This is a genomic window from Saprospiraceae bacterium (assembly GCA_026129545.1).
Lineage (GTDB): Bacteria > Bacteroidota > Bacteroidia > Chitinophagales > Saprospiraceae > M3007.
In genome coordinates, this window is sequence record JAHCHX010000001.1 from 3,510,155 (window position 1) to 3,535,571 (window position 25,417).

23 protein-coding genes and 1 tRNA gene are annotated in these 25,417 nt (G+C 52.5%); 19 read left to right on the forward strand and 5 right to left on the reverse strand.

The features are described 5' to 3' along the window. Positions 1 to 92: 92 nt before the first annotated feature. The 3 genes from KIS77_13645 (at position 93) to KIS77_13655 (ending at position 3,622) form a co-directional block, all read left to right on the forward strand. On the forward strand, positions 93 to 1,616 hold the full coding sequence (locus KIS77_13645) for a tetratricopeptide repeat protein (protein MCW5923383.1): 1,524 nt from the start codon (positions 93 to 95) through the stop codon (positions 1,614 to 1,616). A 9-nt stretch (positions 1,617 to 1,625) separates the two neighbouring features. Further along, positions 1,626 to 2,822 (forward strand): aminotransferase class V-fold PLP-dependent enzyme, encoded by a 1,197-nt coding sequence (locus KIS77_13650; protein ID MCW5923384.1) that lies wholly within the window; start codon positions 1,626 to 1,628, stop codon positions 2,820 to 2,822. A gap of 215 nt (positions 2,823 to 3,037) precedes the next feature. Further along, positions 3,038 to 3,622 (forward strand): hypothetical protein, encoded by a 585-nt coding sequence (locus tag KIS77_13655; protein ID MCW5923385.1) that lies wholly within the window; start codon positions 3,038 to 3,040, stop codon positions 3,620 to 3,622. Positions 3,623 to 4,157: 535 nt separating this feature from the next. Here the strand turns inward: KIS77_13655 and KIS77_13660 are convergent. After that, positions 4,158 to 5,435 (reverse strand): MFS transporter, encoded by a 1,278-nt coding sequence (locus KIS77_13660; GenBank protein MCW5923386.1) that lies wholly within the window; start codon positions 5,433 to 5,435, stop codon positions 4,158 to 4,160. Between KIS77_13660 and KIS77_13665 the strand changes: the two genes are divergently transcribed. The 5 genes from KIS77_13665 to KIS77_13685 all read left to right on the forward strand — a co-directional run bounded on the left by KIS77_13665 (position 5,434) and on the right by KIS77_13685 (position 10,324). Continuing rightward, positions 5,434 to 5,790 carry a hypothetical protein gene (locus KIS77_13665; protein MCW5923387.1) on the forward strand — a complete coding sequence of 119 codons (357 nt, stop codon included), beginning with the start codon at positions 5,434 to 5,436 and terminating at the stop codon, positions 5,788 to 5,790. The genes KIS77_13660 and KIS77_13665 overlap by 2 nt on opposite strands. A gap of 30 nt (positions 5,791 to 5,820) precedes the next feature. Next, positions 5,821 to 6,333 carry a GNAT family N-acetyltransferase gene (locus KIS77_13670; protein ID MCW5923388.1) on the forward strand — a complete coding sequence of 171 codons (513 nt, stop codon included), beginning with the start codon at positions 5,821 to 5,823 and terminating at the stop codon, positions 6,331 to 6,333. Between the two features lie 78 nt (positions 6,334 to 6,411). Further along, positions 6,412 to 7,095, forward strand: a complete 684-nt coding sequence (locus KIS77_13675) for a Uma2 family endonuclease (GenBank protein MCW5923389.1) — start codon at positions 6,412 to 6,414, stop codon at positions 7,093 to 7,095. Between the two features lie 406 nt (positions 7,096 to 7,501). Continuing rightward, positions 7,502 to 8,185, forward strand: coding sequence for a Uma2 family endonuclease (locus KIS77_13680; GenBank protein MCW5923390.1), 684 nt, complete (start codon positions 7,502 to 7,504; stop codon positions 8,183 to 8,185). A 243-nt stretch (positions 8,186 to 8,428) separates the two neighbouring features. After that, a complete protein-coding gene (locus KIS77_13685) occupies positions 8,429 to 10,324 on the forward strand; it encodes a choice-of-anchor B family protein (GenBank protein ID MCW5923391.1) in 1,896 nt (631 codons plus the stop codon). A gap of 7 nt (positions 10,325 to 10,331) precedes the next feature. Here the strand turns inward: KIS77_13685 and KIS77_13690 are convergent, their stop codons facing one another. Together KIS77_13690 and xseA are read right to left on the reverse strand one after the other, a co-directional pair. After that, the gene (locus KIS77_13690; protein MCW5923392.1) at positions 10,332 to 11,213 is read right to left on the reverse strand and encodes an NAD kinase; all 882 of its coding nucleotides are present in this window, start codon (positions 11,211 to 11,213) and stop codon (positions 10,332 to 10,334) included. A 91-nt stretch (positions 11,214 to 11,304) separates the two neighbouring features. After that, positions 11,305 to 12,525 (reverse strand): exodeoxyribonuclease VII large subunit, encoded by a 1,221-nt coding sequence (xseA, locus tag KIS77_13695; GenBank protein ID MCW5923393.1) that lies wholly within the window; start codon positions 12,523 to 12,525, stop codon positions 11,305 to 11,307. Positions 12,526 to 12,808: 283 nt separating this feature from the next. Here xseA and bamD point away from each other — a divergent pair, with 283 nt between their 5' ends. The 7 genes from bamD (at position 12,809) to KIS77_13730 (ending at position 18,679) form a co-directional block, all read left to right on the forward strand. Then, positions 12,809 to 13,630: an outer membrane protein assembly factor BamD gene (bamD, locus tag KIS77_13700; GenBank protein ID MCW5923394.1), complete on the forward strand. Its 822-nt coding sequence runs from the start codon at positions 12,809 to 12,811 to the stop codon at positions 13,628 to 13,630. A gap of 182 nt (positions 13,631 to 13,812) precedes the next feature. Further along, complete coding sequence (locus tag KIS77_13705) at positions 13,813 to 14,145, forward strand: DNA-directed RNA polymerase subunit omega (protein MCW5923395.1); 333 nt, start codon at positions 13,813 to 13,815, stop codon at positions 14,143 to 14,145. Positions 14,146 to 14,219: 74 nt separating this feature from the next. After that, positions 14,220 to 15,407, forward strand: a complete 1,188-nt coding sequence (coaBC, locus tag KIS77_13710; GenBank protein MCW5923396.1) for a bifunctional phosphopantothenoylcysteine decarboxylase/phosphopantothenate--cysteine ligase CoaBC — start codon at positions 14,220 to 14,222, stop codon at positions 15,405 to 15,407. 55 nt (positions 15,408 to 15,462) lie between these two features. After that, positions 15,463 to 16,380, forward strand: a complete 918-nt coding sequence (locus tag KIS77_13715) for a DUF4835 family protein (GenBank protein ID MCW5923397.1) — start codon at positions 15,463 to 15,465, stop codon at positions 16,378 to 16,380. Between the two features lie 203 nt (positions 16,381 to 16,583). After that, positions 16,584 to 17,933 carry an RIP metalloprotease RseP gene (rseP, locus tag KIS77_13720; GenBank protein MCW5923398.1) on the forward strand — a complete coding sequence of 450 codons (1,350 nt, stop codon included), beginning with the start codon at positions 16,584 to 16,586 and terminating at the stop codon, positions 17,931 to 17,933. Between the two features lie 78 nt (positions 17,934 to 18,011). Continuing rightward, on the forward strand, positions 18,012 to 18,545 hold the full coding sequence (gene hscB / locus KIS77_13725) for a Fe-S protein assembly co-chaperone HscB (GenBank protein ID MCW5923399.1): 534 nt from the start codon (positions 18,012 to 18,014) through the stop codon (positions 18,543 to 18,545). Positions 18,546 to 18,596: 51 nt separating this feature from the next. Then, positions 18,597 to 18,679: transfer RNA gene (locus KIS77_13730), tRNA-Leu, on the forward strand. 31 nt (positions 18,680 to 18,710) lie between these two features. Here the strand turns inward: KIS77_13730 and KIS77_13735 are convergent. Next, positions 18,711 to 19,439 (reverse strand): toll/interleukin-1 receptor domain-containing protein, encoded by a 729-nt coding sequence (locus tag KIS77_13735; GenBank protein ID MCW5923400.1) that lies wholly within the window; start codon positions 19,437 to 19,439, stop codon positions 18,711 to 18,713. An 86-nt stretch (positions 19,440 to 19,525) separates the two neighbouring features. Continuing rightward, positions 19,526 to 20,530 carry a trypsin-like peptidase domain-containing protein gene (locus KIS77_13740; GenBank protein MCW5923401.1) on the reverse strand — a complete coding sequence of 335 codons (1,005 nt, stop codon included), beginning with the start codon at positions 20,528 to 20,530 and terminating at the stop codon, positions 19,526 to 19,528. A 366-nt stretch (positions 20,531 to 20,896) separates the two neighbouring features. On the opposite strand from KIS77_13740, the gene KIS77_13745 reads away from it, so the two are divergent. The 4 genes from KIS77_13745 to mfd all read left to right on the forward strand — a co-directional run bounded on the left by KIS77_13745 (position 20,897) and on the right by mfd (position 25,369). Further along, positions 20,897 to 21,931: an IS630 family transposase gene (locus tag KIS77_13745; protein MCW5923402.1), complete on the forward strand. Its 1,035-nt coding sequence runs from the start codon at positions 20,897 to 20,899 to the stop codon at positions 21,929 to 21,931. Positions 21,932 to 22,111: 180 nt separating this feature from the next. Continuing rightward, positions 22,112 to 22,378 carry a hypothetical protein gene (locus KIS77_13750; GenBank protein ID MCW5923403.1) on the forward strand — a complete coding sequence of 89 codons (267 nt, stop codon included), beginning with the start codon at positions 22,112 to 22,114 and terminating at the stop codon, positions 22,376 to 22,378. Further along, a complete protein-coding gene (locus tag KIS77_13755) occupies positions 22,375 to 22,941 on the forward strand; it encodes a hypothetical protein (GenBank protein MCW5923404.1) in 567 nt (188 codons plus the stop codon). The genes KIS77_13750 and KIS77_13755 overlap by 4 nt, the downstream gene beginning before the upstream one ends. Positions 22,942 to 22,960: 19 nt before the next feature. After that, positions 22,961 to 25,369, forward strand: a complete 2,409-nt coding sequence (mfd, locus tag KIS77_13760; protein ID MCW5923405.1) for a transcription-repair coupling factor — start codon at positions 22,961 to 22,963, stop codon at positions 25,367 to 25,369. Positions 25,370 to 25,417: the final 48 nt, after the last annotated feature.

A 25,417-nucleotide genomic window follows, 5' to 3' on the forward strand; every position in this document is an offset into this window, starting at 1 on the left:
ATAAACTTGCGAAAAGGCCTCAATAAGTGCTTGAAAGCCAGAGACCCCCATTCGCATATTTTGTGCAATCCACATCAAAAGCCGATTTTTCCATGCAACAACAGCCACGCCTCCTTTTTCTGCTTTGCATCCTACTCGGAGCCGCCACAAGCGCCAAACCGGCGAACACGCTGCCCGATGGCGATGCGAAAGGCAAATACTTCGAATTTTCCGTAGTAGCCAAAGACATTTACAACAAAGTGTCCAGTCTGCGTTTTTCGGAAGCCCAAGCGTCTTTGGCGCTCATGCAGCGCAACGAGCCAGACAATTTGATGGCCATTTATTTGGAAAATTATCTCGACTTCTTCACTATTTTCATCAACGACGACAAAAACGAGTATCGGCGGCTGGCCAAAAACACGGAACCACGCTTGGAGAAAATAGCCAAGGGACCAGCCAGCTCACCTTGGCTACTCTACACCCAAGCCGAAATCCGCCTCCAATGGGCCATCACCCGCAGCCGATACAACGACTTCCTCACCACCCTGAGCGACATCAAGCAGGCCTACACCTTGCTCGAGGAAAATCAGCGCAAGTTCCCCGACTTCATGCCCAACAAAAAGAGCCTCGGCATCATGCACGCCCTCATCGGCAACGTGCCGGAGGAGTTCAGGTGGGCGGTAAAAACACTTGGCGGCATGGAAGGCAGCACGGAACAAGGGATGCGCGAACTGGAAGAAGTGTTGGCCTACGCCAAAAGCCGCGATTTCCCCTTTGAGGATGAGGCCGTCGTGGCATATTCTTTCCTCCAACTGTACTTGAACAACCAAAGCGAACAGGCTTGGCAAATCCTAAAAACCAGCAAACTCTCTCCCAAAACAAACCCCCTTGCCGCTTATGTAATCGCCACAGTGGCCATGCGCAACGGCCAAAACGACGAAGCCATCAAGGTCTTGCAGCAAAGCCCAACAGGCAAGCAATACGCATCTTTTCATTACCGCAACTACTTGCTCGGCCTCGCCCAACTCCGCCGCCTTGACGCCGACGCGCACAAGGCACTCGAAACATTCACCAACCAGTTCAAAGGAGAAAACGGCCTCAAGGAAGCATATCAGAAGCTCGCGTGGTATCACTTGGTGTTCGACAATGAAATGGGCTACCGCACCTACATGAACTACGCTAAACTCAAAGGAGCCGCCAGCTCCGAAAGCGACAAGGCGGCCCTACGCGAGGCCAATAGCGGGGAAATGCCCGACCCGCGCCTGCTCAAGGCGCGGCTGCTGTTTGATGGCGGCTACTACCAACGTGCCTACGATTTGCTGAAAAACAACGCCGCCGATTATGCCAGCGACCGCAAGAAAAAGCTCGAATACTCCTATCGCTTGGGGCGCATCGCACACAAAATGGGAAAAACCCACGAAGCCACCCAGCTCTACACTCAAACAATAGAAAGCGGCGCCAAAGACCCATGGTATTTTGCCTGCAACGCGGCGCTTCAACTCGGCTTGCTTTATGAGGAAATCAAAGACAAGGCCAACGCCCGCGCGGCTTTTCAGCGATGCCTGAGCATAAAACCGGAAGAGTATGCCGCCAGCCTCCACGCCCAAGCCAAAGCGGGGTTGGGGCGAACAAAGTGATGTTGTCTTATGAAAACCATAGATGCGCTTCGCGCCGACACCCCTGCTCTCACGGATGCTCCATCGGACAAACCAACCCTCATTCACCTCAACAATGCGGGAGCCGCATTGCCACCCTCGCCCGTGCTTCGCGCCATGCAGGAATACCTCGACCTCGAAGCCCACATCGGCGGCTATGAAGCTGCCGACAAAAACGCGGCTTCGATTGATGGCTTTTACAGGGCAGTCGCTCGACTGCTGCACACCAAACCGCACAACATCGCCTTTGCCACCAGCGCCACCGATGCTTATGCCCGCGTGTTGAGCGCCATCCCATTCCGACCCGACGACACGATTCTGACCACCGAGAACGATTATGTGTCGAATCAAATCGCCTTCCTTGCCCTGCAAAAAAGAATGGGAGTCAAGCTGCTCCGCGCACGCGACACAGCGTCAGGTGGGGTGGATGTGGGCGATTTTGAAATGCTTTTGAAAAAACACCGACCCGTGTTGGCCGCCGTGACGCATGTGCCCACCAACAGCGGTCTCGTGCAGCCAGTGGAGGCCATCGGGCAAATCTGCCGCGAACACGGTGTCTGGTATCTCGCGGATGCCTGCCAGTCGGCAGGCCAGATGACCTTGGACGTGGAGCGCATCGGCTGCGATTTCCTCACCGCCACCATGCGCAAATTCATGCGCGGGCCGCGTGGCGCGGGCTTTCTTTTTGCATCCGACCGCGTGCTGGAGGCGGGCTTGGAAATGCTATTCCCCGACCTGCGCAGCGCCGACTGGCTCAGCGCGGATGCATACGCGACGGTGCCTACCGCTCGGCGCTTCGAGTACTGGGAAATGTCGCCGGCGCTGGTGCTGGGTAGCAAAGCCGCTGCCGAATACGCCCTCGAAGTGGGCACGGATTGGATAGAAAATCGGGTGAAGGAACTCGCTGCTCAGCTCCGCCACCGATTGAGCGCACTTCCCGGGGTGCAAGTGTTGGACCAAGGCACGGCGCTGTGCGGCATCGTCACGGCATATTCACCGCAATGGGAAGCCAAAGGCCTGCTCGAAAAACTACAGGCACACCACATCAACTGCCGTCTGTCGCCCTTGTCGGTGGCGCAGATTGATTTTTCCCGAAAAGGCGTGACATGGGCGCTCCGAGTGTCGCCGCACTATTACAACACGGAGGAGGAGATTGGGCGCATGGTGGAGGTGGTTGGGCAGCGGTAGCCAGAGCTGTTTGCTGAAAAGAGAAGGTAATCTTGGCAAGTTCGATATCTTTCGGAGCGTCCAGTTTTCGACATACTCCAAAACCCCTCAAAATCGAGGGTAGCAACAATGGCAAGATGAGGAATTTTGGCGAATCAAGTCCCAAAAAAGCAGCGAAGCCCAACATTGTGGCATCTTTGCTCCAATCGTTTCATCAAAACCTTACCCTTTTTCGTATGAAGAAACAAATCTTGTTCGCGGTCGCCCTGATGGGATGCTCGCTCGTTGCGCAGGCACAATACGGCGGCCCGCGCCTTTTCCTCGATGTCCCGGTCATCTACTTTACCTCGCCCGATGTGGAAAAAATCGGCAATCGCCTCGGCGCGGGCCTTGAGACCACCATGAACGTCGCCACCCACTGGAGCACGGCTCGGATTGGCGGGGGCGCTTCCTTCACCGTTGACCCCAAAGCCGACGACGTGGGCGATTCCTTCCTCACCACGCCCTATGGGGTGCTTGAGGTCGGCGTGGGGATGTACCGCACCAACGGCAACAAATGCTCGAAGACACACGCCAATGCTTTTACCGCGTTGGCTAAGGGCGGCCTGCTTTACACATTTGACACGAGGAACCTAACTGCGGCCGGGGACAACACTACCGGTTTGGACTACACCGTAGGGGCAGAGTTCGGATACTTTTTCATCCGTGATGTGTTCAAGAACTACGAGGTATTTCTCGACGGGCGCTACCACACCAAAGCGCAGGTCGTGTCCGCACGGTTCGGATTCAAGATGTTTTTGAATTTGCGTGCCAATCGCTGATGAAGGCTCGCGACAGGCTGTGTTGGCCAAAAATTATTTTTCTGACAAGATTTACAAGATTTACAAGATTTTTTCCCGAAAAAGGGCCCGAATCCTGTAAATCTTATAAGTCCTGTCAACAAATATCACTTGCGAGACATTGTCTTTTGAGCAACCTTGGCCCGCGACCGCGATGAGTGAAACCACATAGCCAAAGGTTTGTCAGCCCGAAATAAATGACGAGGGTGTTCAGAAAACCGTGTCATCTTAATGGAGACGATAAGAAAACACAGAGGCACGAAGGGCACGGAGTTTTGGTTTTCAAGAATTTACATTCCTCTGGGCGCGGTGTTTATTGTGCATAAAGAAAACACCCGGTATGGTTTGACACGCTTTTCTGAACATTCTCCCTCTGTGGCGCTCTGTGCAGCAATCAATGCACGCTGTGTTTAATCACATTCCACGCGCTGACACAGTTTTTGAACACCCCTCCGCTTATATCGGACGGATGTTTGCAACATGACAAACACAATGAGCCCCCTCAAACCAGAAACCTTCAAACCCCCAAACCCTCAACTATTTCCATGTCGGACATCTTGGCATTGGCGGCTTGTTGCCGCGAGTTTCTTTTTTCCAACAACCAAAACCCCACCCATGTAATGCCCGCAATCAGCGTCAGCAGCCACCACAAAGTGTAGTATCCCCATGCGGCAATCACTTGCGTGCCAAACAATGGCGCGAGGATATTCGAGACCGAGTAAGCCATCGTGTAAAGCCCCATGTATTGCCCTTGATGCGTGCCGGCAGAGCGTCCATACACATAATTGGAGCTGAAGGGCATCACAAACATCTCGCCCATCGAAATGGCCACCGTGAACAACACAGCTGCCAACACAGCGCCGAACGGCAGCACAAAAGAAAGATACGCCGCCATATACATCAGCAGCCCCATTCGCACATAGTCGAGCTGCGGGCGGCGCCCTTCGAGGCGATAGACGAGCGGCATCTCAATAAGAAATACCATGAGGCCATTGAGCGCCATCATCAGGCCGATGTTCGACTCGTTCCATTGAAAACTATCCTTCCAAAACACAGGCACCGTCCACAACAGCTGCATGAACACTATGGCATTCATCATCGTGAGCAGCACAAACCACAAATAGGGGCGGTCGCGATAAGGGGAGAGCGAAGCGGGCGTGCTGTCGTGCTCCGTGCCTGCGGTCGTCGCATTTTTTGCCTCGGCAGGCTTGGGTGGCATGAGCCAGCGCAGCACCAACGCGGCAGCGATGCAAGTCAGCCCATCCACCCAGAACAGCCAGAACCAACCAAACGCCGCCACCAACATGCCTCCAATGGCGGGCGCGATGGTCCAGCCCATGTTGAAGGCCATGCGCATCAGTGAGATGGAGCGGGTGCGATTCTCCGGGCTGCTGTTGCGGGCGATGGCCACCGAGTTGGCCGGGCGGAACACGTCCCCCGTGAGGCTCATCATAAAAACAGCCCCACACATCACCCAAAAATCGCGGATGGGGATGAGCGCAATCAGCACCAAGCCACTCGCTATGAGGCTCCAGAACTGGACCGGATAGTAGCCAAATCGGTCCGTCAGTTTGCCACCCAAAAAAGCACCTGCCAAAGCGCCTGCACCAAAGAACCCCATGACGTAGCCCGCCTCGCGGATGCTAAAATGCAACTCCTTGGTCAGGTAAATCGTGATGAACACAATGACCATGCTGCCGAGGCGATTCACCAAATTAATGAGCGCCAGCAACCATATTGCTTTCGGAATGCCGGAAAAAGAATCCAGCCAATGGCGGTAGAATTTGAGTAACATGAAGAAGGCTTTTTTGCAAACAAAACAAAAAACTGTTTTTGACAGAATAAAGGTTTCTGACCAGAAGAAAATTTTTTTGGTTGCAAAAACAAAACGCCGACCACGGAATCCCGCAGCCGGCGTCGTTCATACAATAGAATGGATTGAGTGCGATTGGTTAATTGCCGCCCGCCGCGCTCAAAAGGACAAGCGCAGCGATGCTAAGCAGGCGCTAAAGTCGAAACTTTGTTCGAGTGTGCAAACTTTTTTGCGGTACTTATATCTGCGTATCGCGTATTTTGAAAAAGTCGAAACAAGAATCGGCAATAAGTGCGGAATTTTCCCCGCGATTGCCCAATTTGCGCCCCTTACCTAAATCCCCAGTTACCCATCCTCAAATTCAAAAATGCTCCACACCGAACGCCTTTTTCTCATCCCTACCTCCCTGCCCATGCTCGAGGCCATCGCCGACGAAAACTGGCCGGTACTTTCATCGTTGCTTGGAGGGGTTGACATTGCTGACCAATGGACCCATTTCCCAGAGGCCCTCGTGTGGATGCGCGATTTTGCCCGAGAGCATCCCGCCGACATGACGTGGTGGAATTACCTCATCGTGCATCGGCATGACGTGCGGCTCATCGGGACCTGCGGCTTCAAAGGCCCGCCCGGGCCAGATGGGCTGGTTGAAATCGGCTACGAAATCGCGGATGCCTATCAGGGGCGCGGCTTCGCCACCGAAGCGGCCCGCCGCCTGACGGAACACGCGCTCACTCACGATGCGGTCATCGCCATCACCGCCCACACCCTTGCCGAAGAAAACGCCTCCTGCACAGTGCTGCGCAAACTCGGATTCGCTTTCGCGGGAGAACACGTTGACATAGAGGATGGCAAAATCTGGGCGTGGAAACGGGAGCGATGAGGAACGTTCACGAGTTTTCTAATACCCGGATTAAAGATGATTGGTAACAAACCGTATTTTTGAGCAAAATTTAGAAAAATGTCAGTCACCTCTATCTCAGCCACCGCCCCTGTTCCCGTCGCGCCCAAGCAAGGCATCAAATTGCCCAAAACGCTAGCAGAACGGCTCGACCTGGATGAAATCCTCGAAGTGCCTGCCACCTTGGAGGAATACTTCAACTTCTTGCCGGAGTGCGAATACCGAATAGATTATTCAGATGGAAAAATTATTTCAATGGGATATGCCTCTCTTACACACGAAGCCCTCGTTGGTAGGGTCATTTATCTGTTGACGGATATTTTTGGCGTAGAAACAACTTACCATGTGCTCGGCAGCAATGTTGCCACCTTCATCCCCGACGCGCAGGCGGTCCACAACGCAGACGTGGTGGTGTTGCAAGGCAAGCCACAGCACCATGTGCATCAAGGGAAAAAGAAAAAAATCAAGACACTTTTGAATCCGCACATCATCGTGGAAGTATTGTCGCGCACCACCACGCGCTACGACCTGGGCGTGAAGCTGCCGCGATACAAAACCTTGCCAAGCGTGCAGCACATTCTGCTGATTAGCCAACACAACCAAGCCGTCTCCCTTTACAGCCGCACCAACCGCCCCGGTCAGTGGCTCAACATAGAGGAATCCGACGCGGAACACGGCTACATCACCCTCAACCGAAAAAAACTGCGGTTGGCGGACATCTATCGGAATGCCTTGGTCGAGTGATTTTTTGTGGCGGCTTGGTCTTATTTTACACCTCGCGTCGTCAAGCTTTAGGCATGACTAAAAGCGCAATCTGGTCAAAATCAAGAACGTCGAGCATACTCATCAGAAAAATCTTGGCGAATCAAAGGATAATCAGCCCCGTCCGCTTCACTTGGCCGGGCAAGCCCTTAAAACAGGTTCGGACAAAGCGGTTTTGAACAAACAACGCTTTTAGACTTTGGGCATAAGCTAAGTCATTCCGTTGGGAACGTTCTCTAAAAGTCTCCAAAGTCTAAAACGCTTGAGATTCCTTGAAAATCATGCAAACCAATCAAGGGCATCCCTGCCTTGCCAACTGGCAGACTCAAACCCTCTTTAATCTGGACCTGGGTATAACAAACCATATTTTTGAGCAAAATTTAGAAAAATGTCAGTCACCTCTATTTCAGTCACCGCCCCTGTTCCCGTCGCGCCCAAGCAAGGCATCAAATTGCCCAAAACGCTAGCAGAACGGCTCGACCTGGATGAAATCCTCGAAGTGCCTGCCACCTTAGAGGAATACTTCAACTTCTTGCCGGAGTGCGAATACCGAATAGATTATTCAGATGGAAAAATTATTTCAATGGGATATGCCTCTCTTACACACGAAGCCCTCGTCATGCGTGTAGGGCATTTGCTAAATCTTATTTTTGGAATTGACAGCAAGTATCATGTGCTCGGCAGCAATGTTGCCACCTTCATCCCCGACGCGCAGGCGGTCCACAACGCAGACGTGGTGGTGTTGCAAGGCAAGCCACAGCACCATGTGCATCAAGGGAAAAAGAAAAAAATCAAGACACTTTTGAATCCGCACATCATCGTGGAAGTATTGTCGCGCACCACCACGCGCTACGACCTGGGCGTGAAGCTGCCGCGATACAAAACCTTGCCAAGCGTGCAGCACATTCTGCTGATTAGCCAACACAACCAAGCCGTCTCCCTTTACAGCCGCACCAACCGCCCCGGTCAGTGGCTCAACATAGAGGAATCCGACGCGGAACACGGCTACATCACCCTCAACCGAAAAAAACTGCGGTTGGCGGACATCTATCGGAATGCCTTGGTCGAGTGATTTTTTGTGGCGGCTTGGTCTTATTTTACACCTCGCGTCGTCAAGCTTTCAGTGTACGCAAAGTCCCGATTCATTCAAAGCCCCTGACTTTGAGCATGAGCATCTGATAAGTCTTGGCGAATCAAGGTTTGCAATTGGGTGCTGGTATGGGAGGAAAACAATGTTTTGTTCCCTGCTGGCAGACATTTTTCTCGGCGAGCCTCTTGTTTTGTCTTTATTTGCCAGAGAAAAAATTTGTGAAAAATGCGCATTTTGAACGCTTGCCTTCTGACGGCTTGGTTGGCTGTCCCGCTTTTTTCCCAAAACACCAATGTCACGTTGTTGTCCACGTTCACTTATCCCAATCAGACGCTTGCCAACGTGTGGGGTTATGCCGGCAACGGCCATGAGTTTGCCTTGGTTGGGGCGAAAAATGGCCTCAGCATCGTGGATGTGACCAACCCTGCCAACCCCGTCGAGTTGAAACAAATCCCCGGCCCGTCCAGCTCTTGGCGCGAAATCAAGACCTACCAGCACTACGCTTATGTGGTGACGGAAGGCGCAGGCGGCGGTGTGCTCATCGTGAATCTCTCCAACCTGCCCGACACGACCAATATCCCATACAAGACATACACCGGAAACGGCGCCATCAGCGGCCTTTCCACCGTCCATGCGCTGCATGTGGACGAGACTCAGGGCTTCCTCTATCTATACGGGTCCAATTTGTTCGGCGGCAGACCCATCGTGCTCAATCTCAACCCCGACCCCTACAATCCCACTTACGCAGGGTATTTCAATTCCAATTTTTCGGGCAGCCACAATTACGTCCACGATGGCTATGTGGACAACAACATTATGTTTGCCGGCCACATCTACGGCGGTTTCTTTTCGGTGGTGAACATGACCAACAAGACCAACCCTACCCTCATCACCACCCAGCAAACACCGGGCTTGTTTACGCACAACACTTGGCGCTCCGGCAACACCCTCTTCACCACCGATGAGGTGAACAATTCCTTTCTTGCCGCTTACGACATCTCCGATTTTGGGAACATCACCTTGCTGGACAAGATACAGAGCAACCCGGGTAGCAACTCGGTGGTGCACAACACCCACATCATTGACGATTATGCCGTCACGTCATGGTATAAAGACGGCTTCACGATTGTGGACGCGTCGCGTCCCGACAACTTGGTGCAGGTGGGCAACTATGATACTTGGCCCAATGGGGCCGGCCCCGGCTTCGAAGGTTGTTGGGGGGTGTATCCTTATCTGCCGTCGGGCAACATCCTGGCTACCAACATACCCATGCTCAATGCAAACAATGGCCAGCTGTTCGTGCTATCCCCTACCTATGTGCGTGGCTGCTATGTGGAAGGCGAAATCACCAATGCCATGACAGGGCAGCCATTGCAAGGAGCCTTGGTCCAACTGTTGGGCACCAACACGAGCGAAACAAGCAATCTGCTGGGCATTTACAAAATGGGACAACTGCAAAGCGGCTCCTTCACGGCGCGGGTGAGCAAGTTGGGTTTCGTATCCCAAGACATACCCGTCTCGCTCGCCAATGGGGAAGTCACCGTGCTCAACGTAGTGTTGGCCCCAGTTGGTTTTCCGGTCGAAATGACGCGCTTCACCGTGGAGGCCGAAGGTCGCGCCGCGCTGCTCCGATGGTCAACAGCCAGCGAAGTGGACAATGAAGGCTTTGAGGTGCAACACGGACGCAGCATACATCAATGGGCAACACAGGGGTTTGTGCCTGCCAAAGGGCATCGAGATGCGCCCGCTGACTATGAATACAGGATTCCCGACCTGCTCTCCGGCACTCACTTTTTCCGGCTGCGGCAAGTGGATACGGATGGCACGAACACATTTTCCGAAGTCCGCTCTCTGACCATGAAAGGGCAAGCATTTCAGGCAGCCTTTCGACCCAATGCGGTTCACGATGTCGGAGAGTTGTATTTTTTCACGGAAAAGCCGCGCAGTGTGCGGGTGGAGATTTTCAATGCGGCGGGGTTGCCAGTTGGCTTGCAATGGGAATTGGATGTAGCCGATGCTGCCACGCTGAGCATCGAGGCAAGCCGTTTGCCGAACGGGGTTTATTTCGCAGTGGTGCAAACGGAGGATGAGCGCGTGGTGGCGCAGTTTCTGAAAATATAGGCCGGTGTCAGTTGCGCACGTCCCCGCCCCAACCCAATTTTTCCCGAATGGTGTTGAGAAAAGTCACATCCTGCAACTGAATCACTTTGGCAGGGAAATCGTTTTTTCTGACAGCTAATTGATGCTGCGCGTTGATGAGCTCAAACCGCGAATCGAGGGAGCAAATAAAGTTCTCGCCGCGGCCCTCCACCTCGAAAGAAATCACCGAGTCGTCAGAAATGACGATAGGGCGCACGTTGAGGTTGTGCGGCGCGACGGGCGTAAGCACAAAGTTGCCCGAGCGGGGGAAAACAATTGGCCCTCCGCAGCTCAGCGAGTAGCCGGTGCTGCCTGTCGGCGTGGCGATGATGAGGCCGTCGGCCCAGTATGAATTGAGGTAATCGCCGTTGAGGTAAGTGTGGATGGTAATCATGGAAGAAGTATCGCGCTTGAGCAACGTGCAATCATTGAGCGCGAAAGGAATGTCGCCAAAAACAGCGGGGCGGCTTTCCAAATATAGCATCACTCGGTCTTCGATGATATACTGTCCGCGTTTGAGCTTTTCCACCGCCTGACGAATATACCGCTTCTCGACGCTGGCCAAAAAGCCCAATCGCCCCAAGTTGATGCCCAACAGCGGCACACCCGCGTCGCGCACCAGCGTGACGGCATTGAGCATGGTACCATCTCCCCCCAATGATATGACAAAATCAATGCGATGCACGAGGAAGTCGCGGTAATCGTCGAATGGGGCATAAGGCCCCGGAAACCGCACTTTGGTCTCAATGGCTTTCAAAAAAGGCGTGTAAACATAGGTCGTGATGCCTTCCGAATGAAGCACGTTGAGGAGCTCCTGCAAGTGAGGCAGGTCTTTGTCCTTGAATTGTTTGCCAAAAACGACGACTTGCATGGGGGAAGGGTTGACGAGACAATTTTGCCGCAAGGTAGAAAACACTTGGGAGTTGGGACATGATTGGACAGCAAAGAACGCGCTGCTTCCGCTACTCAACCTTTGAGCGCACCACACCTTCTTTGAGGCGCGTCTCCAACCAATCTCCCGCCTTCGTGTCTTTCGCCGCAGTAAGCACTTGGCCGTTTTTGAAGGTCAGGCTGAAGCCGCGTCGCAGCACGTTTTCGGGGTGAATTGCCGAACAAAACGCCTCTGCCTGCTCCAATTGGCGATGTTGGCCTCTAAGGATTTGAACGGTCCATCCAGGCAGATTTTCTTCCAGTGTCTCCAACTTTTGCGCCGCGACGCGCAATCGTTCGCGGGTGCTCCAATGCGTGGCCGCTTCGAGGCGCTCCAGTTCCATGAGGCTGATTTTGAAGCGATATTCGCCCATGGCGCGAATCGCATCAGCCATGCGCAGCATCTCGTTTTCAAAAAGCAAGTTGTGTTGCAGCAAAAAATCTGCGACAGCAGTGGGCGTTTTGAGTGCAGCGTGTGCCACGAGGTCGAACACCGTCTCGTCCACTTCGTGCCCGATGCCAGACAACACGGGCAAGGGCATTTGGGTCACTGTTTTGCAGAGTTCAAGCCCGTCGAAAGCAGCCAAATCGAGTCGTGCGCCGCCGCCGCGCACCACCGCCACACAATCGAATCGCTGCGGTTGGAGTGCTATTTGGGTCAGTGCGTCGCGCAGCTCGGCTTCCGCGTTTTTCCCTTGCACTGACGAGGCAAACAATTGAGTGTGAAACCGATAGCCAAAATTGTTCTTTGACAAATGCTCCCGAAAATCCTGATAGCCGGCAGCCCCCTCGGAGCTGACCACCGCAACGCGCTGCAACACGGGAGGGAGCCGCTGGGAGCGATTGAGTTCCAATAAACCAAGTTCGCGCAGCGTTTGGAGCGTCTGTCGGCGGCGCAGTTCCATCTGTCCGAAAGTGTAGGACGGGTCGAGATCGCTGATGAGCAGCTTGAGGCCATATCGCTCGTGAAAATCAACGCGCACCTGCAATTTCACTTCCAATCCCTCGCGCAGCAACGCATCGAGGTCGGGGCCAATAGCACTGCGTAGCTTGCGACATTCGCTTGCCCAAAGCACCGCTTGGCTTTGCGCCACGATATCGTCGCCTTCGCCTTTTTGCACCAAATCGAGATAGTAGTGGCCCCTCGATAGCCCGACTTGAGCGATTTCGGCAGCGACCCATAGCGGGCGTTGGAAATTGAGCGCCAACACGCGCCGGATATGTTCGTTCAGGTCAAAAAGACTGTAAATCATGGGAATATGCCATGCGCGCCATCAAGAGGCGCGGATAAAAAAGGCCGCTACCTGTCAAGGCAGCGACCCAACCCGGTTAAAGGTTTCAGGTGTATTCAATCTTCCGGCAGCGGGAATCGGTGCGAAAGTATGCCATCGGACGAAATGTTGCGGATTTTTTTGCGTGTGCGCCACTTTTCCGGCAACCTAATCGTTTCGCCTTTCGTCATGCACACATCTTGCAATGAGCAAACTTTCAAGCTATTTCATTCATTTCCCTACTTATTCTTACCTTTGCCCCCCTATGAAAAAAACGTTCGGTTGGCTGGCACTTTCCAGCCTTCTTTTTTTGGTCGGTGCCTGCAAAAGCGAATACGAGCGCATCCGCACAAGTGGCAACGCGGAATTGGTGCTGAACAAGGCATTCGAGTACTACGAAAAAGAGGAGTACCAACGCGCCCAATCCCTTTTTGAGTTGGTAATGAGCAACATAAAAGGGACTGGCAAGGCAGAAAAAGCCAACTTTTGCTATGCATACACCCACTATCATTTGAAGGATTTCATGTTGGCAGCGTTTTACTTCAGAAGTTTTGCGAACACTTTCACGGGTTCGGAGTTTCGGGAGGAAGCAGCTTTCATGTCAGCCTATTCCAACTACAAACAGTCGCCCACTTACAGACTCGACCAAGGCAATTCGGAGAAAGCGATTGAAGAGTTTCAACTGTTCGTCAACCTTTTTCCCAAAAGCCCAAGAGTAGCAGAGTGCAACAAGCTGATTGACGAACTGCGCCGAAAATTGGAAAACAAGGCTTTTGGCGAAGGGGAACTCTACTACAACCTCCGTCAATACCAGTCGGCGGTCATTTCATTTGACAACCTGCTGCGCGACTACCCAGAAAGCCCCGATGTGGAACGAGTCCGTTACCTTATCGCAAAAGCGAACTTTTTGCTGAGCGAGAATAGCATAGTGGAAAAGAAAATTGACCGCTACAACGAAACCACAACACGCTGCGACGATTTTCTGGAAAAATACCCCAATAGCAAATATGCGAAGGAATTGCGCGACATCCGCAAAAAGTCCGAGCAAGCGGTCAAGGATTTGCGCAAGCGCCTGAAAAGCACTTGACCCCCCCTTGAACCACCAACAAACAACCAGCAACGAACAACAAACAACCAGCAACGAACAACAAACAACCAGCAACAAACAACAAACAACCAGCAACAAACAACAAACAACCAGCAACAAACAACAAACAACAAACAACCAGCAACAAACAACAAACAACCAGCAACAAACAACAAACAACAATGAGCGATATTAAAAGTAAAGCCCAAGGCCTCGACCCCAACGTGCAGCCCCGCGATGTCATCGAACTCGTGGAGAAAACTGGCAACATCTATGAAAGCATTGCCATCATCAGCAAACGCGCTCGTCAGATTTCGAGCGACCTGAAATGGGAGATTCAGCGCAAGCTCGAAGAGTTTGCCGTCAACACCGACACCATCGAAGAGGTGCAGGAAAACAAGGAGCAAATCGAAATCTCCAAGTTCTACGAGCGCCTGCCCAACACGCCCATCATCGCCACCAACGAGTTTCTCAGCGACGAGATTCAGTGGCGCTATGTGGAAGACCAAGACTGATGATTTTGGGGAAATGGTGATTTGAGCATCACCAAACCACTATTTCCCCAAAATCCACCATTGCTACGCTCACCATGAAAGTTATCCTCGGCATCAGCGGCTCCATCGCGGCGTACAAAGCCGCCCACCTCACCCGGCTATGGGTCAAACAAGGAGCCGAAGTGCAAGTGCTGATGACCGAAGCAGCCACTGACTTCATCGCGCCGCTTACGCTATCCACCCTTTCCAAACGCCCGGTATTCACCGATGTGCGCTCCGAAGCAGGTTGGAACAACCACGTCGAGCTAGGCCTCTGGGCCGATGCTGTCGTGATAGCGCCCGCCACCGCCAACACGTTGGCCCAATTAGCCAATGGCTTGTGCGACAACATATTGAGCGCGGTGTATCTCTCGGCGCGATGCCCCGTCTTTGTGGCACCCGCCATGGACGTGGACATGTGGCATCATCCGGCCACGCAAGAAAACATCCGCCGTTTGAAGGCGCACGGTGTGCAAGTGATTCCGGTCGGTGTGGGCGAGTTGGCAAGCGGGTTGGTCGGAGAGGGGCGCATGGCCGAGCCAGAAGACATCGTTGTTTTTGTGGAAAAAAACCTCCCGCAACGCCCGAAAATTTTTCACGGCAAAAAGGCTCTTGTCACGGCAGGCCCCACCTTCGAGCCGCTCGACCCTGTGCGCTTCATTGGCAACCACTCATCGGGCAAAATGGGCATCGCATTGGCAGAAGAGCTGGCCACGCAAGGGGCATCGGTGACGCTGGTGCTTGGCCCCACCAATCTCAAACCGCACAACACCGCCATTCAGGTCATCAGCGTCTTGTCGGCGCAAGAGATGTACGAGGCTTGTGCGCCCATTTTCCCACATACCGACATTGCCGTGCTGGCAGCGGCGGTGGCTGATTATCGGCCCAAAACGGTATCGGACACGAAAATCAAGAAAAAAGACACCGAGCTGACGCTCGAACTGGAGAAAACCATAGACATCGCAGCCACTTTAGGCAAGGACAAACGAGCCGAGCAAATTTTTGTGGGCTTCGCACTCGAAACAAACGACGAACTGCAAAACGCGCAAGTCAAATTGGGAAAGAAAAACTTTGACTTCATCGTGCTCAATTCGATGCGTGACGCGGGCGCGGGTTTTGGCCACGACACGAACAAAATCAGCATCCTGCGCCGCGATGGCTCCAAGCAGGAATTCCCCCTGAAATCCAAAGACGACGTGGCACGCGATATTGTGTCGGAAATAGCCCGTTTAGCCAACCTTTGAGCCACGAGCCGCGTCATTATGAAGTTCCACGCTCACGTTCACAAACTTAGTAGTCATGTTCAAGAAAATCACACTTGCCTTTTGGGTGGCTCTTTTGACCTATCCGCTTTTTGCGCAAGGCGAACTCAACGCCACGGTGCGTGTCAGCACCCCCCAGCTGCAAAGAAACGACCGTCGGGTATTTGACCAATTGGAGAGCTCGCTGCGCGAATTCCTCAACACGACCAAATGGACCCCGGATGCTTTTGAGCCGGAGGAGCGCATCAAGTGCAACTTCATCCTGACCATCTCTACCGAGGGCGACAACAACACGTTTCAAGCAGAGCTGGCCGTGCAGGCCACGCGCCCAGTGTATGGTAGCGGCTACGAAACCCCCTTGATATCGCATCTGGACAAGGATATCACATTCACCTACGAGCAAAACCAACCCATCGAGTTCCTGTTGGATGCTACCGACAACCAGAATATATCTGCCGTGTTCGCCTTTTACGCCTACATCATTCTTGGGTTGGATTATGACTCGTTCTCGCTCTATGGCGGCGACCCATACCTGCTGACGGCGCAGCAGCTCGTGACGAACATTCAGAACTCCTCCACCAACCGCTCTCCGGGTTGGCGCCCTGCCGATGGCAGCAGAAATCGCAACCGCTACTGGATGATAGAAAACCTCTTGAACCCTCGCGTGAAACCCTATCGCGCGGCCATGTACAATTATCATCGCAAAGGGCTGGACACCTTCACCTCTGACATGGACGCGGCCAAGTCAGTCATTGTGTCGGCGCTGGAAGAGGTGGACAAGGTGAACACGGCCTATTTCAACTCTTTGATTGTGCAGATGTTTGCCAATGCCAAGCGTGATGAGTTGGTGGAAATGTTCAAAATCGCCGGAAGGCCGCAGAAAGAGCGCGTTCAGCAGATTATGATGAAAATAGACCCCTCGAATAGCCCACGCTATCGAGAAATCGGAACTTGAGAATAGAAGGGGTAGGCCAACGCTATTGAGCACACCTCTTAATGACCACAAATTCCCCAGTTCGGTCGAATTTGACCGGGCGTTTGCGAGGGCTTCCGTAGTTTTGCCCAAACTTCGGAAGCCCTCGTGCATTTTTCGATAGCCACAACTTTTTGGGGGTTTTTACGTCTTTACGATTTCAAAATTCGCATCTACATCTTTCAATGGATAGCATCATCACCGTAAGCCAATTTCTGCTGAGTCTTTCGATTCTGATTGTGTTGCACGAATTGGGACACTTTTTACCAGCCAAGTGGTTCAAGACACGTGTTGAAAAGTTTTACCTCTTTTTTGACTTTGCCCCTTTCAACTCTCTCTGGAAAATAAAAAAAGGAGAAACCGAATATGGTATTGGTTGGCTGCCGCTCGGCGGCTATGTGAAAATATCGGGCATGGTGGACGAGAGCATGGACACCGAGGCGCTGAAAGAACCGCCCAAACCTTGGGAATTCCGCTCCAAACCCGCGTGGCAACGTCTCATCATCATGCTGGGCGGTGTCACGGTCAACTTCCTCCTCGGCTTTTTCATCTTCGGCATGATGCTCTGGGGGTATGGAAAAGCTTATATCCCCACCTCCGAACTAAAATATGGCGTGGCCATGGATTCCGTGTTGCTCGAAGTGGGGCTCAGGAATGGCGACAACATCGTGAAACTGGGCGCTCAACCCTTCGACCGTTTTGACCCCGCAGCATTTGTGGAAGCATTGGTGCTCAACGACGTGCGTCAGGTCACCGTCATCAGAGATGGTCAAGAACAGGTGATAGAAATGCCCGCCGACATGGCTCAGCGCATCACAGGAAAGGGGTTGCCCAAAGGTGCCTTGATGTCGCCGCGCATCCCTTTTGTGGTGGAAGAGGTGATGCCGGGCAAACCCGCCGCACAGGCCAATATCCAACCCGGCGACCGCATCATTGCTTTCAACAATGAGCCAATCCCGTATTTCGACCAGTTTTCCGCCTTGGCCCGGCAACACAGAGGCCAAGCAATCACGCTCGGCATCCTGCGTGGCACCGACACCTTGCATCTGGGGCTTGCCTTGACGGAAGAAGGACTTATCGGCGTGCGCACCAAACTATCGGGCTACTTCACCGAACAGCGCGAGAAGTACTCGTTCCTGCAAGCCATGCCTGCAGGGGTGAAGGCTGGGATGGATTTTCTGAACAACCAGATAAAAGCCTTTGGGCAAATGTTTAAGGGTAAAATCGGGGTCAAAGACAATCTCGGCAGCCTCATCAGCATTGGCAAGATGTATGGGCCAACGTGGGACTGGGAGCGTTTCTGGATGCTCACTGCCTCCATCAGCATCATACTTGCTTTTATGAACCTGCTGCCCATCCCGGCGCTTGACGGCGGCTATGTCATGTTCCTCTTGTGGGAAGTCGTCACCCGCCGCAAGGTGAGCGACCGCTTCATGGAAAAAGCCGTCACTGTTGGGTTCTTCCTGCTGTTGGGTCTCATGGTATTTGCCCTCGGCAATGATATTTGGAAGCACTGGATTCAGAAATTGTTTTAGAACAAGGGAGGAAGGTGGAGGGTAGAGAGCTGCAAATTGGCACCCTCTACCCTCCACCTTTCTCCCTCTATCTTTCCAATGAACTACTTCGATTTTTTTGGGTTTCCAGTTTCTTTTCGTGTGGACGAGTCTGCGTTGCGCCGCGTCTTTTTGCAAAATAGCAAAAAGTACCATCCCGATTTTCACACATTGGCGGACGAGGCGGAGCAGACCAGAATGCTCGAACTGAGCACCCTGAACAACGAAGCATTTAAGACGCTTTCCGACCCCGACCGCCGCATGCGCTATATTTTGGAAATCAATGGGCTATTGGGTGAAGAGGACTCGCAGCCTTCGCTCCCGCAGGATTTTTTGATGGAGATGATGGACCTCAATGAGATGTTGTTCGAGTTGGAACTGGATGCCGATGCCGCGCGTTACGCGGTGGCGCTACAAAAAACAGACGACTTTGAAAAAGGCTTGGAGGCAGAAATTCAGCCCATTGTGGAGCGGTGGACGGCTGAAGAAGGCACCGCTCCATTGCTCGCGGTGCGCGACTTTTTTTTGAAAAAAAGATACTTGTTGCGTATTCGGGAAAACCTTTCTAAGTTTGCGCCCCAATCAAGCGGTTAGTGATTGTTTATTGACACTTGTTGATTGCGCTGAACGAACAATAACCAACTTGCGGGAATGGCGGAATGGTAGACGCGTTGGTCTCAAACACCAATAACTTCACGGTTGTGCGAGTTCGAGTCTCGCTTCCCGCACCGAGGCGCTCCGGGTTTCCGGGGCGCTTTTTTATTTCGGCAACAGCTTTCTCAATTCAGTCACGATGTCCACATATGCATCGTCGAGGCTTTTGAACTGCGACACGGCGCGATTCATGGTGGGCAGGGAGCGCAATTTCTCCAACCCGGTGCCTTCAAAGTCCGCTTGCTCTATTCGGATGGGAATGAGTCGGCGGCCATCGCCCATCGCCTCATAGACCAGCTCGAACCATTCGGGCGAGTTGAAGAGATTGACGGTGATGAGCACGAGCAGATAATCCGCCTTTTCCACTTCCTGCTTGGCCTGCGCCACCAAATCGCCGAAACCTTCCTGCACGTTGTAAACCTGAATTTTCTTCATGATTTTCAACACGTTGAGGTGCTTGTTCAGCATCTTGCAATGCTCGCTGTCGGCAATGTCGTAGATGACGGCAAACTTTGGAATCGCCGACACCGAGGGTTGGGCATGACTGGCGGCAGGGTCGAAGTCTTTTTCCTCCAAGCTTTTTATCAGTTGGAGCATGGCATCGCGGATGCGTGCGGTCTCCAATTGATAGTCGTCCAATTTTACGATTCCGGCGATGTGGTGGTCGCGATTTATTTGGCTTAGCCGGCCTTCGAGCAGGATGGTTTGCCCTTTTTTTTCGGCGTTGCTTGGCAGCAGGCCTTGCAGGGTGGCGATGGCCTGCACAATCTCATTGTTGGCTACGAGTGCCTGCAAATCGTTTTTGATTTCCGAAAGTGGTTTTGGAAGCGGCATGGTTTAAAATTTATTGACCGCAGAGGCGCGTGTGAATGATTGTTCCAACATGACTACGGCAGCGCCTCTGAGGTTTATTCGAGGAATTATTGCCCAATAAAAGCGAAAATATTGCGGAAGAGGATGCCCCGGTTGGCACCGCGGCGCTCGCCTCTCTCATTGATGACCAAGCCGCCTTCCGCGTCGGTTTTGCCGGCGTGGTGAATGGCGACGACTTTCCAGTCCTTGTTGAACACGGGCGAGCCGCTGCTGCCGGGTTCGGTATCGGTGGAGTAGAAAAGGTGTTGGTTGAGTTGTCCGAGCACCTCGTTGGCATTGAGGGCGATTTGTTTATCTTCTCCTTTGGGATGCTGGATGATGGTGACACCCTCGCCCACGGCGGGGATAGCGTCAGGGTCGAATTCGACAAAGCCCCACTGTTTGAGTGGTGCGTCGGCGCGGTCTATGACTTTCACGCGAGCGAAATCAAACTCGTTGGGCGGGCTGGATTTGAAGTCGGAAGCATCGAGCTGGTAAGTGGTGCGAGCCTTTGTTTTGCCGTCTGTTCCGATTTCGTAGTTGAACTCCAAGCGGGCGGTTTTTGCCACATCCGCCGATTTTATGACGTGGTTGTTGGTGAATACATATCCTTCTTTTGTGAGAAAGCCTGTGCCCAACTCTCCATCGGCACACACGACGCGACAAACGGCTTTGGAGGCTTTTAAGGCCTCCTCCAACCACTTGATGCGCAGGAGGTTGTTTTGGCCGATGATTTTCTCTAGTTTGGCATCGTCCGGCACCGAGAACTGGTAGGAGCCGAGGCCCTTGATTTTGGCGTTGAGCTCGATTTTCCGCGGCACGGATTTCATCATTTCCTGCAAGCCGAATTTTGCCTTGTTGGTCTGCATGTTGAACTGGTTGAAATCAATCAGCCCTTGCTGAAACATCTTTGCGGATTGGCGATAGCTGCTGGTGATGAGCAGCACGTCGTTTTTGATGTCGGCTTGGGTTTGATTGTCCAGCTCGATGAGGGCTTCGTAAGCCTTGTCAATCTCGTTGTCGAGCAAAAGGGCATCAATGGTCTGGAAATAAACGTTGAGAGCAGTTTGCATTTGAAGGAAGTGAACGGTGAGAGCGATGGGTGAATTTTTCGTGCGTAAGGTCTGAAACTTTCGGAAAGCAAAAAATATCTCTTCCGTATCAGCTTAAAAAACTTGACGAAAGGCTTCGTAAAGTTTGGATGCGAGATGGCTTTGTTGCATGAATAAATAAAATTTGGCCAGATTGATTTTTTCCAAATAAATTTCATAATAACGGCTTGCTAAAAAATTTTCAGAATTAAAATCGTCTATTTTCAAAATAAAAAATGTTCATGCAACAAAGCCAATAATATGCAAAACTTACTAACCTGTGTGCTTATGCTATAGTCAAACCGGAATGGAATTGAACAGGGCATCGAGAAAACATAACTTTGTGGCATGATAGGCAAACTGCTGACGACATCGGAAAAGGAATTTGTCGAGGAGTTGCGCGGCAACACCCGTGACAAGTTTTCGTACATGAAGTTGTCGGTTTTGATATTGTTGGACATGGGCAAGGATTACGACGAGGTGGTGGCGATTCTGGGCATAGGTCGTGGCACCATCAGCAATTGCCTTCAAAAATACCGTGCCGACAAGTATCTGGACAAGCACTACGTGCCTTACAGCGGGAAGATGAGCGACGAGCAGTTGGGCCGGGTTGATTCTGAGGTTTCGGCTGGTTTTTTCACCAGTTCGCAGCAGGTGCGGGATTTCATCGAAAAAGAGTTCGGCATCCTGTATTCGCTGAGCGCGGCTCGGGGGATTTTGGAAAAACTCGGCTTCGTGTACAGAAAGACGAGCGAAGTTCCGTGCAGGTTCAGCGAGGCGGAGCAGGAGGCGTTTTTGGAGCAGTTTGTCCCCTTTTTGGAGGAAACGCCCGAGGACGAGGCTGTTTTTTCCCTCGACGGGGTGCATCCCACCCACAACACGCGGAGCAGTTACGCATGGGTCAAAAAGGGGCAGGAAAAAGTCATCCCGACGAACACGGGCCGCGAGCGCCTCAACCTGAGCGACGCGATGAACGCCCACCGGCCAGAGGAGGTCATCGTGCACCACAGCGAGTGGGTCAACGCCCAGGCCACCGTCGCTCTCTTGGAGAAAATCGAGACCCGACACGCGGACAAAGAGCGCATCTGCGCCTTCGCCGACAACGCCGGTTACTACAAAAACGCCACCGTCAGCGACTGGCTCGACAAGCACCCCCGGGTCGTCCTCCTGTTCTTGCCCTCCTATTCCCCGAACCTGAACCTCATCGAGCGCCTGTGGAAATTCATGCGAAAAAAGGTCATCAACACCACGTTTTACCCCACTTTCAAAGAGTTCAAAAAGGCTATTTTGGAGTTCTTCGAAAAACTCCACCTCTACAAAGATGAGCTTGACTCTCTTATCTCTTTTAAGTTTCAGCGACTCGGCAAGCCTGTCGTCGCATGAACCGCTTTGTTCACAACCACTCTGGGGCGACTATATGAGCCGCAACGGTTCAGTGGTTTTGAGAAAAAGAAAGACGTTGTAAGGTCATTTGAAAAACTCTTTGAACAATCTTAAGAAATACCCCATTGGCTCATCAGTTACAATGACCGCAGCTACCCAAGCGTCGAGGAACTGACCAACATGATTTCAAAATATAAAAACGTTGAAGTCGAAGCCAAAACCTATCAGAATGGGCGAGGCGGCAAGGGAAGCGTGGCTGGCAGCCAGGAAATTTTGTTTGTCTGCAAACCCAAGCCCAAGCATTTTGTATACTTCGCGCCGTTAGGTTTTGGGCATGGCTGCAATCGCAATCTGCTAAAAATCAAGAACATCAATCATCTTCATCTAACAAATCCTAGCGAATCAAGGTATAAATCTGACTTCAAGGGCAGAAACAATCCTGAATGAAGAACTTTGACCACTGGAAAAAACTGCACGACAGCGACAAATTGGAGGGGTTCGGCTCTGACAAAGCAGGGTTGCTTTGGTTGAAAATCAAGTCTATCGTGCGAAGAGAGTTGCTCGCTGCATTTGCAAAAGAAGCCAATCTAAAACTTACCCGGTCCGCGCTCTCCAAACGATTTGAAGGACGCTACGAAATTTTGTCAAAAGATGTCTCCAAGTCACTTCAACTGCTCAATGCCTTTGTCCAAAAAATCAATAAAACGCAAGCAAGCAACATAGACACCGCGCAACTCGTCTCTGAACTTTACAAACTCAAAAACTTTGATTGGGGTGGCGACTACCAAAACTCTTTGGACAAATACTTGGTCAGCCGCTATGTGAAAGCGCTCCAATCCTACGAAACGCTTCTCTCTAAATTCGACACCGAGATCAGCCGCGCGGTGCCGGGATACGTGCTCAACAGTTGGTACAACCATTGGTCGAGCATCCTGATTGAGCACATTTTCAAATCACATCCAGCTGTTTTGCCTGCCGTGAGACTGCGTTGGCAGACATCATTTTTGTAATCAAGTAAACTAGTCTGCCATGTCGTCTCTTACCACCATCCCCTTCCACACCAAACCCCAACCCTCTTTTAACAAAAACTTCGACCTGCTCATCCGCCACCTGCACGAGATGAAAGCAGCGGGCTACGAGACCTATATCTGCTCCGAAAACCCCAAGCAGTTCGACCGGCTGGCGGCGATTTTTAAGGAATTGAAGGCCGACGTGGCGTTTTTGCCCGTCGAAATCCCGATTCACGAGGGCTTCATTGACGAGGATTTGAAAATCGAGGTGCTCACCGACCACCAGATTTTCCAGCGCTATCACGCCTACAAAATCCGGCAGGGATTTTCCAAAGAACAGGCGCTCAACTACCGCGTGTTGCGCGAACTCGCGCCGGGCGACTATGTGACGCACATTGACCACGGCATCGGCAAATTCGCGGGCCTGCAAAAAATCGAAATCGGCGGTCAGATGCAGGAAGCCGTGCGGCTCAATTACAAAAACAACGATATCCTCTACGTCAGCATCCACTCGCTGCACAAAATCTCGAAGTACATCGGGCGCGAAGGCGAGCCGCCGCAACTTTCCAAAATCGGCTCCGACGCCTGGAAACAACTCAAAGCCCGCACCAAGCGCAAAATCAAGGACATCGCGGCGGAACTCATCAAACTCTACGCCGCCCGCCGCGCCGCCAAAGGCCACGCTTTCCCGCCCGACGACGTGCTGCAAACCGAACTCGAAGCCAGTTTTATCTACGAGGACACGCCAGACCAATACAAATCCACACAAGACGTGAAGGCCGACATGGAGAAAGAATACCCGATGGACCGCCTGATTTGTGGCGACGTGGGCTTCGGCAAAACCGAGGTCGCCATCCGCGCGGCATTCAAAGCCGTGACCGATGGCAAGCAGGTGGCCGTGCTCGTGCCGACGACGATTTTGGCCTTGCAACACTGGAAAACTTTCTCCGAACGCCTCGCCGATTTTCCTGTCACGGTGGATTATCTCAACCGTTTCCGCAGCGCGAAGGAGAAAAAAGAGATTTTGGAAAAACTAAAAAAAGGCCAGATTGACATCATCATCGGCACCCACGCACTGTTGGGCAAAGAAGTGGGATTCAAAGACTTGGGCTTGCTCGTGGTGGACGAGGAGCAAAAATTTGGCGTCGCCTCGAAGGAAAAACTCCGCGCCCTGAAAGTCAACGTGGACACGCTCACACTGACGGCCACGCCCATTCCGCGCACCTTGCAATTCTCGCTCATGGCCGCCCGCGACCTTTCGGTCATTCGCACGCCGCCGCCCAACCGCCAGCCGATTCACACGGAGATTCGCGTGTTCGACGAGGATTTAATCAAAGAAGTCATTTACGCCGAAGTCAATCGCGGCGGGCAGGTGTTTTTTGTCCACAACCGCGTGAACGACTTGCCCAAAATCGTCGAAACGCTCCAACGCCTTTGCCCCGACACCGAAGTGGCGATGGCGCACGGTCAGATGGACGCCGAGCATTTGGAGAAAGTTTTGGTAGATTTTATTGATAAAAAATTCGACGTGCTGGCCTGCACCAACATCATCGAAACCGGCCTCGACATCCCCAACGCGAACACCATCATCATCAACCGCGCCGATATGTTCGGCCTCAGCGATTTGCACCAACTGCGCGGTCGTGTGGGTCGCTCGAACCAAAAAGCCTACTGCTACCTTTTCGCGCCGCCCATGAGCGTGCTCACGCAGGAAGCCCGCAAGCGCCTGCGCACCATCGAGGAATTCAGCGAACTCGGCTCCGGCTTTCAGGTCGCCATGCGCGACCTCGACATCCGGGGCGCGGGCAATTTGCTCGGCGGCGAGCAGTCAGGCTTCATCGCCGATATTGGTTTCGAGACTTATCAGAAAATCCTCGACGAGGCCATTCAGGAGTTGAAAGAGACCGATTTCAAAGATGTTTTCAAAGAAGAAATCGCGCAAAAAGGCTCTTACGTCCGCGATGTGACCATCGAAACGGACGTGGAAATGCTCATCCCCGACGAATACGTCTCGAACACGCAGGAGCGCCTGAGCCTTTACACGGAACTCAACACCATCGAAAACGAGGAAGGCATCGCGGCTTTCGCCAAACGTTTGGAAGACCGTTTCGGCAAATTGCCGCATCAGGTCAACGCCTTATTCGACGGCCTGCGCCTGCAATGGCTTTGCAAAAAATTGGGTTTTGAAAGATTGATTTTGAAAGGCGGCAAACTGCGCTGCTACTTCCTCGGCGACCCGCAATCATCGTTTTTCGAGACGGAGACTTTCAACAAAATCGTGCAGTTCGTGGGCGCGAAAGGCCGTATCATGGGCATTTCGCTCAAACAGACGAACAAGGAACTCATCCTCGTGCAGGACGAGGTGCGGAGTTTGAAGGCCGTGAAGGGGGTGTTGGAGCAGGTGGTGGGGGCTGCGGCTTTTGCATGAAACAAAGCATTGAGCAAGTGCGGGTCAAGAAAAATATAGAACTTTGTG

Bases quoted from the DNA above. Each gene is read 5' to 3' on its own strand.
- KIS77_13645 (MCW5923383.1), top strand. From the start codon at position 93: ATGCAACAACAGCCACGCCTCCTTTTTCTGCTTTGCATCCTACTCGGA.
- KIS77_13650 (MCW5923384.1), top strand. From the start codon at position 1,626: ATGAAAACCATAGATGCGCTTCGCGCCGACACCCCTGCTCTCACGGAT.
- KIS77_13655 (MCW5923385.1), top strand. From the start codon at position 3,038: ATGAAGAAACAAATCTTGTTCGCGGTCGCCCTGATGGGATGCTCGCTC.
- KIS77_13665 (MCW5923387.1), top strand. From the start codon at position 5,434: ATGAAGAAGGCTTTTTTGCAAACAAAACAAAAAACTGTTTTTGACAGA.
- KIS77_13660 (MCW5923386.1), bottom strand. From the start codon at position 5,435: ATGTTACTCAAATTCTACCGCCATTGGCTGGATTCTTTTTCCGGCATT.
- KIS77_13670 (MCW5923388.1), top strand. From the start codon at position 5,821: ATGCTCCACACCGAACGCCTTTTTCTCATCCCTACCTCCCTGCCCATG.
- KIS77_13675 (MCW5923389.1), top strand. From the start codon at position 6,412: ATGTCAGTCACCTCTATCTCAGCCACCGCCCCTGTTCCCGTCGCGCCC.
- KIS77_13680 (MCW5923390.1), top strand. From the start codon at position 7,502: ATGTCAGTCACCTCTATTTCAGTCACCGCCCCTGTTCCCGTCGCGCCC.
- KIS77_13685 (MCW5923391.1), top strand. From the start codon at position 8,429: ATGCGCATTTTGAACGCTTGCCTTCTGACGGCTTGGTTGGCTGTCCCG.
- KIS77_13690 (MCW5923392.1), bottom strand. From the start codon at position 11,213: ATGCAAGTCGTCGTTTTTGGCAAACAATTCAAGGACAAAGACCTGCCT.
- xseA (MCW5923393.1), bottom strand. From the start codon at position 12,525: ATGATTTACAGTCTTTTTGACCTGAACGAACATATCCGGCGCGTGTTG.
- bamD (MCW5923394.1), top strand. From the start codon at position 12,809: ATGAAAAAAACGTTCGGTTGGCTGGCACTTTCCAGCCTTCTTTTTTTG.
- KIS77_13705 (MCW5923395.1), top strand. From the start codon at position 13,813: ATGAGCGATATTAAAAGTAAAGCCCAAGGCCTCGACCCCAACGTGCAG.
- coaBC (MCW5923396.1), top strand. From the start codon at position 14,220: ATGAAAGTTATCCTCGGCATCAGCGGCTCCATCGCGGCGTACAAAGCC.
- KIS77_13715 (MCW5923397.1), top strand. From the start codon at position 15,463: ATGTTCAAGAAAATCACACTTGCCTTTTGGGTGGCTCTTTTGACCTAT.
- rseP (MCW5923398.1), top strand. From the start codon at position 16,584: ATGGATAGCATCATCACCGTAAGCCAATTTCTGCTGAGTCTTTCGATT.
- hscB (MCW5923399.1), top strand. From the start codon at position 18,012: ATGAACTACTTCGATTTTTTTGGGTTTCCAGTTTCTTTTCGTGTGGAC.
- KIS77_13735 (MCW5923400.1), bottom strand. From the start codon at position 19,439: ATGCCGCTTCCAAAACCACTTTCGGAAATCAAAAACGATTTGCAGGCA.
- KIS77_13740 (MCW5923401.1), bottom strand. From the start codon at position 20,530: ATGCAAACTGCTCTCAACGTTTATTTCCAGACCATTGATGCCCTTTTG.
- KIS77_13745 (MCW5923402.1), top strand. From the start codon at position 20,897: ATGATAGGCAAACTGCTGACGACATCGGAAAAGGAATTTGTCGAGGAG.
- KIS77_13750 (MCW5923403.1), top strand. From the start codon at position 22,112: ATGATTTCAAAATATAAAAACGTTGAAGTCGAAGCCAAAACCTATCAG.
- KIS77_13755 (MCW5923404.1), top strand. From the start codon at position 22,375: ATGAAGAACTTTGACCACTGGAAAAAACTGCACGACAGCGACAAATTG.
- mfd (MCW5923405.1), top strand. From the start codon at position 22,961: ATGTCGTCTCTTACCACCATCCCCTTCCACACCAAACCCCAACCCTCT.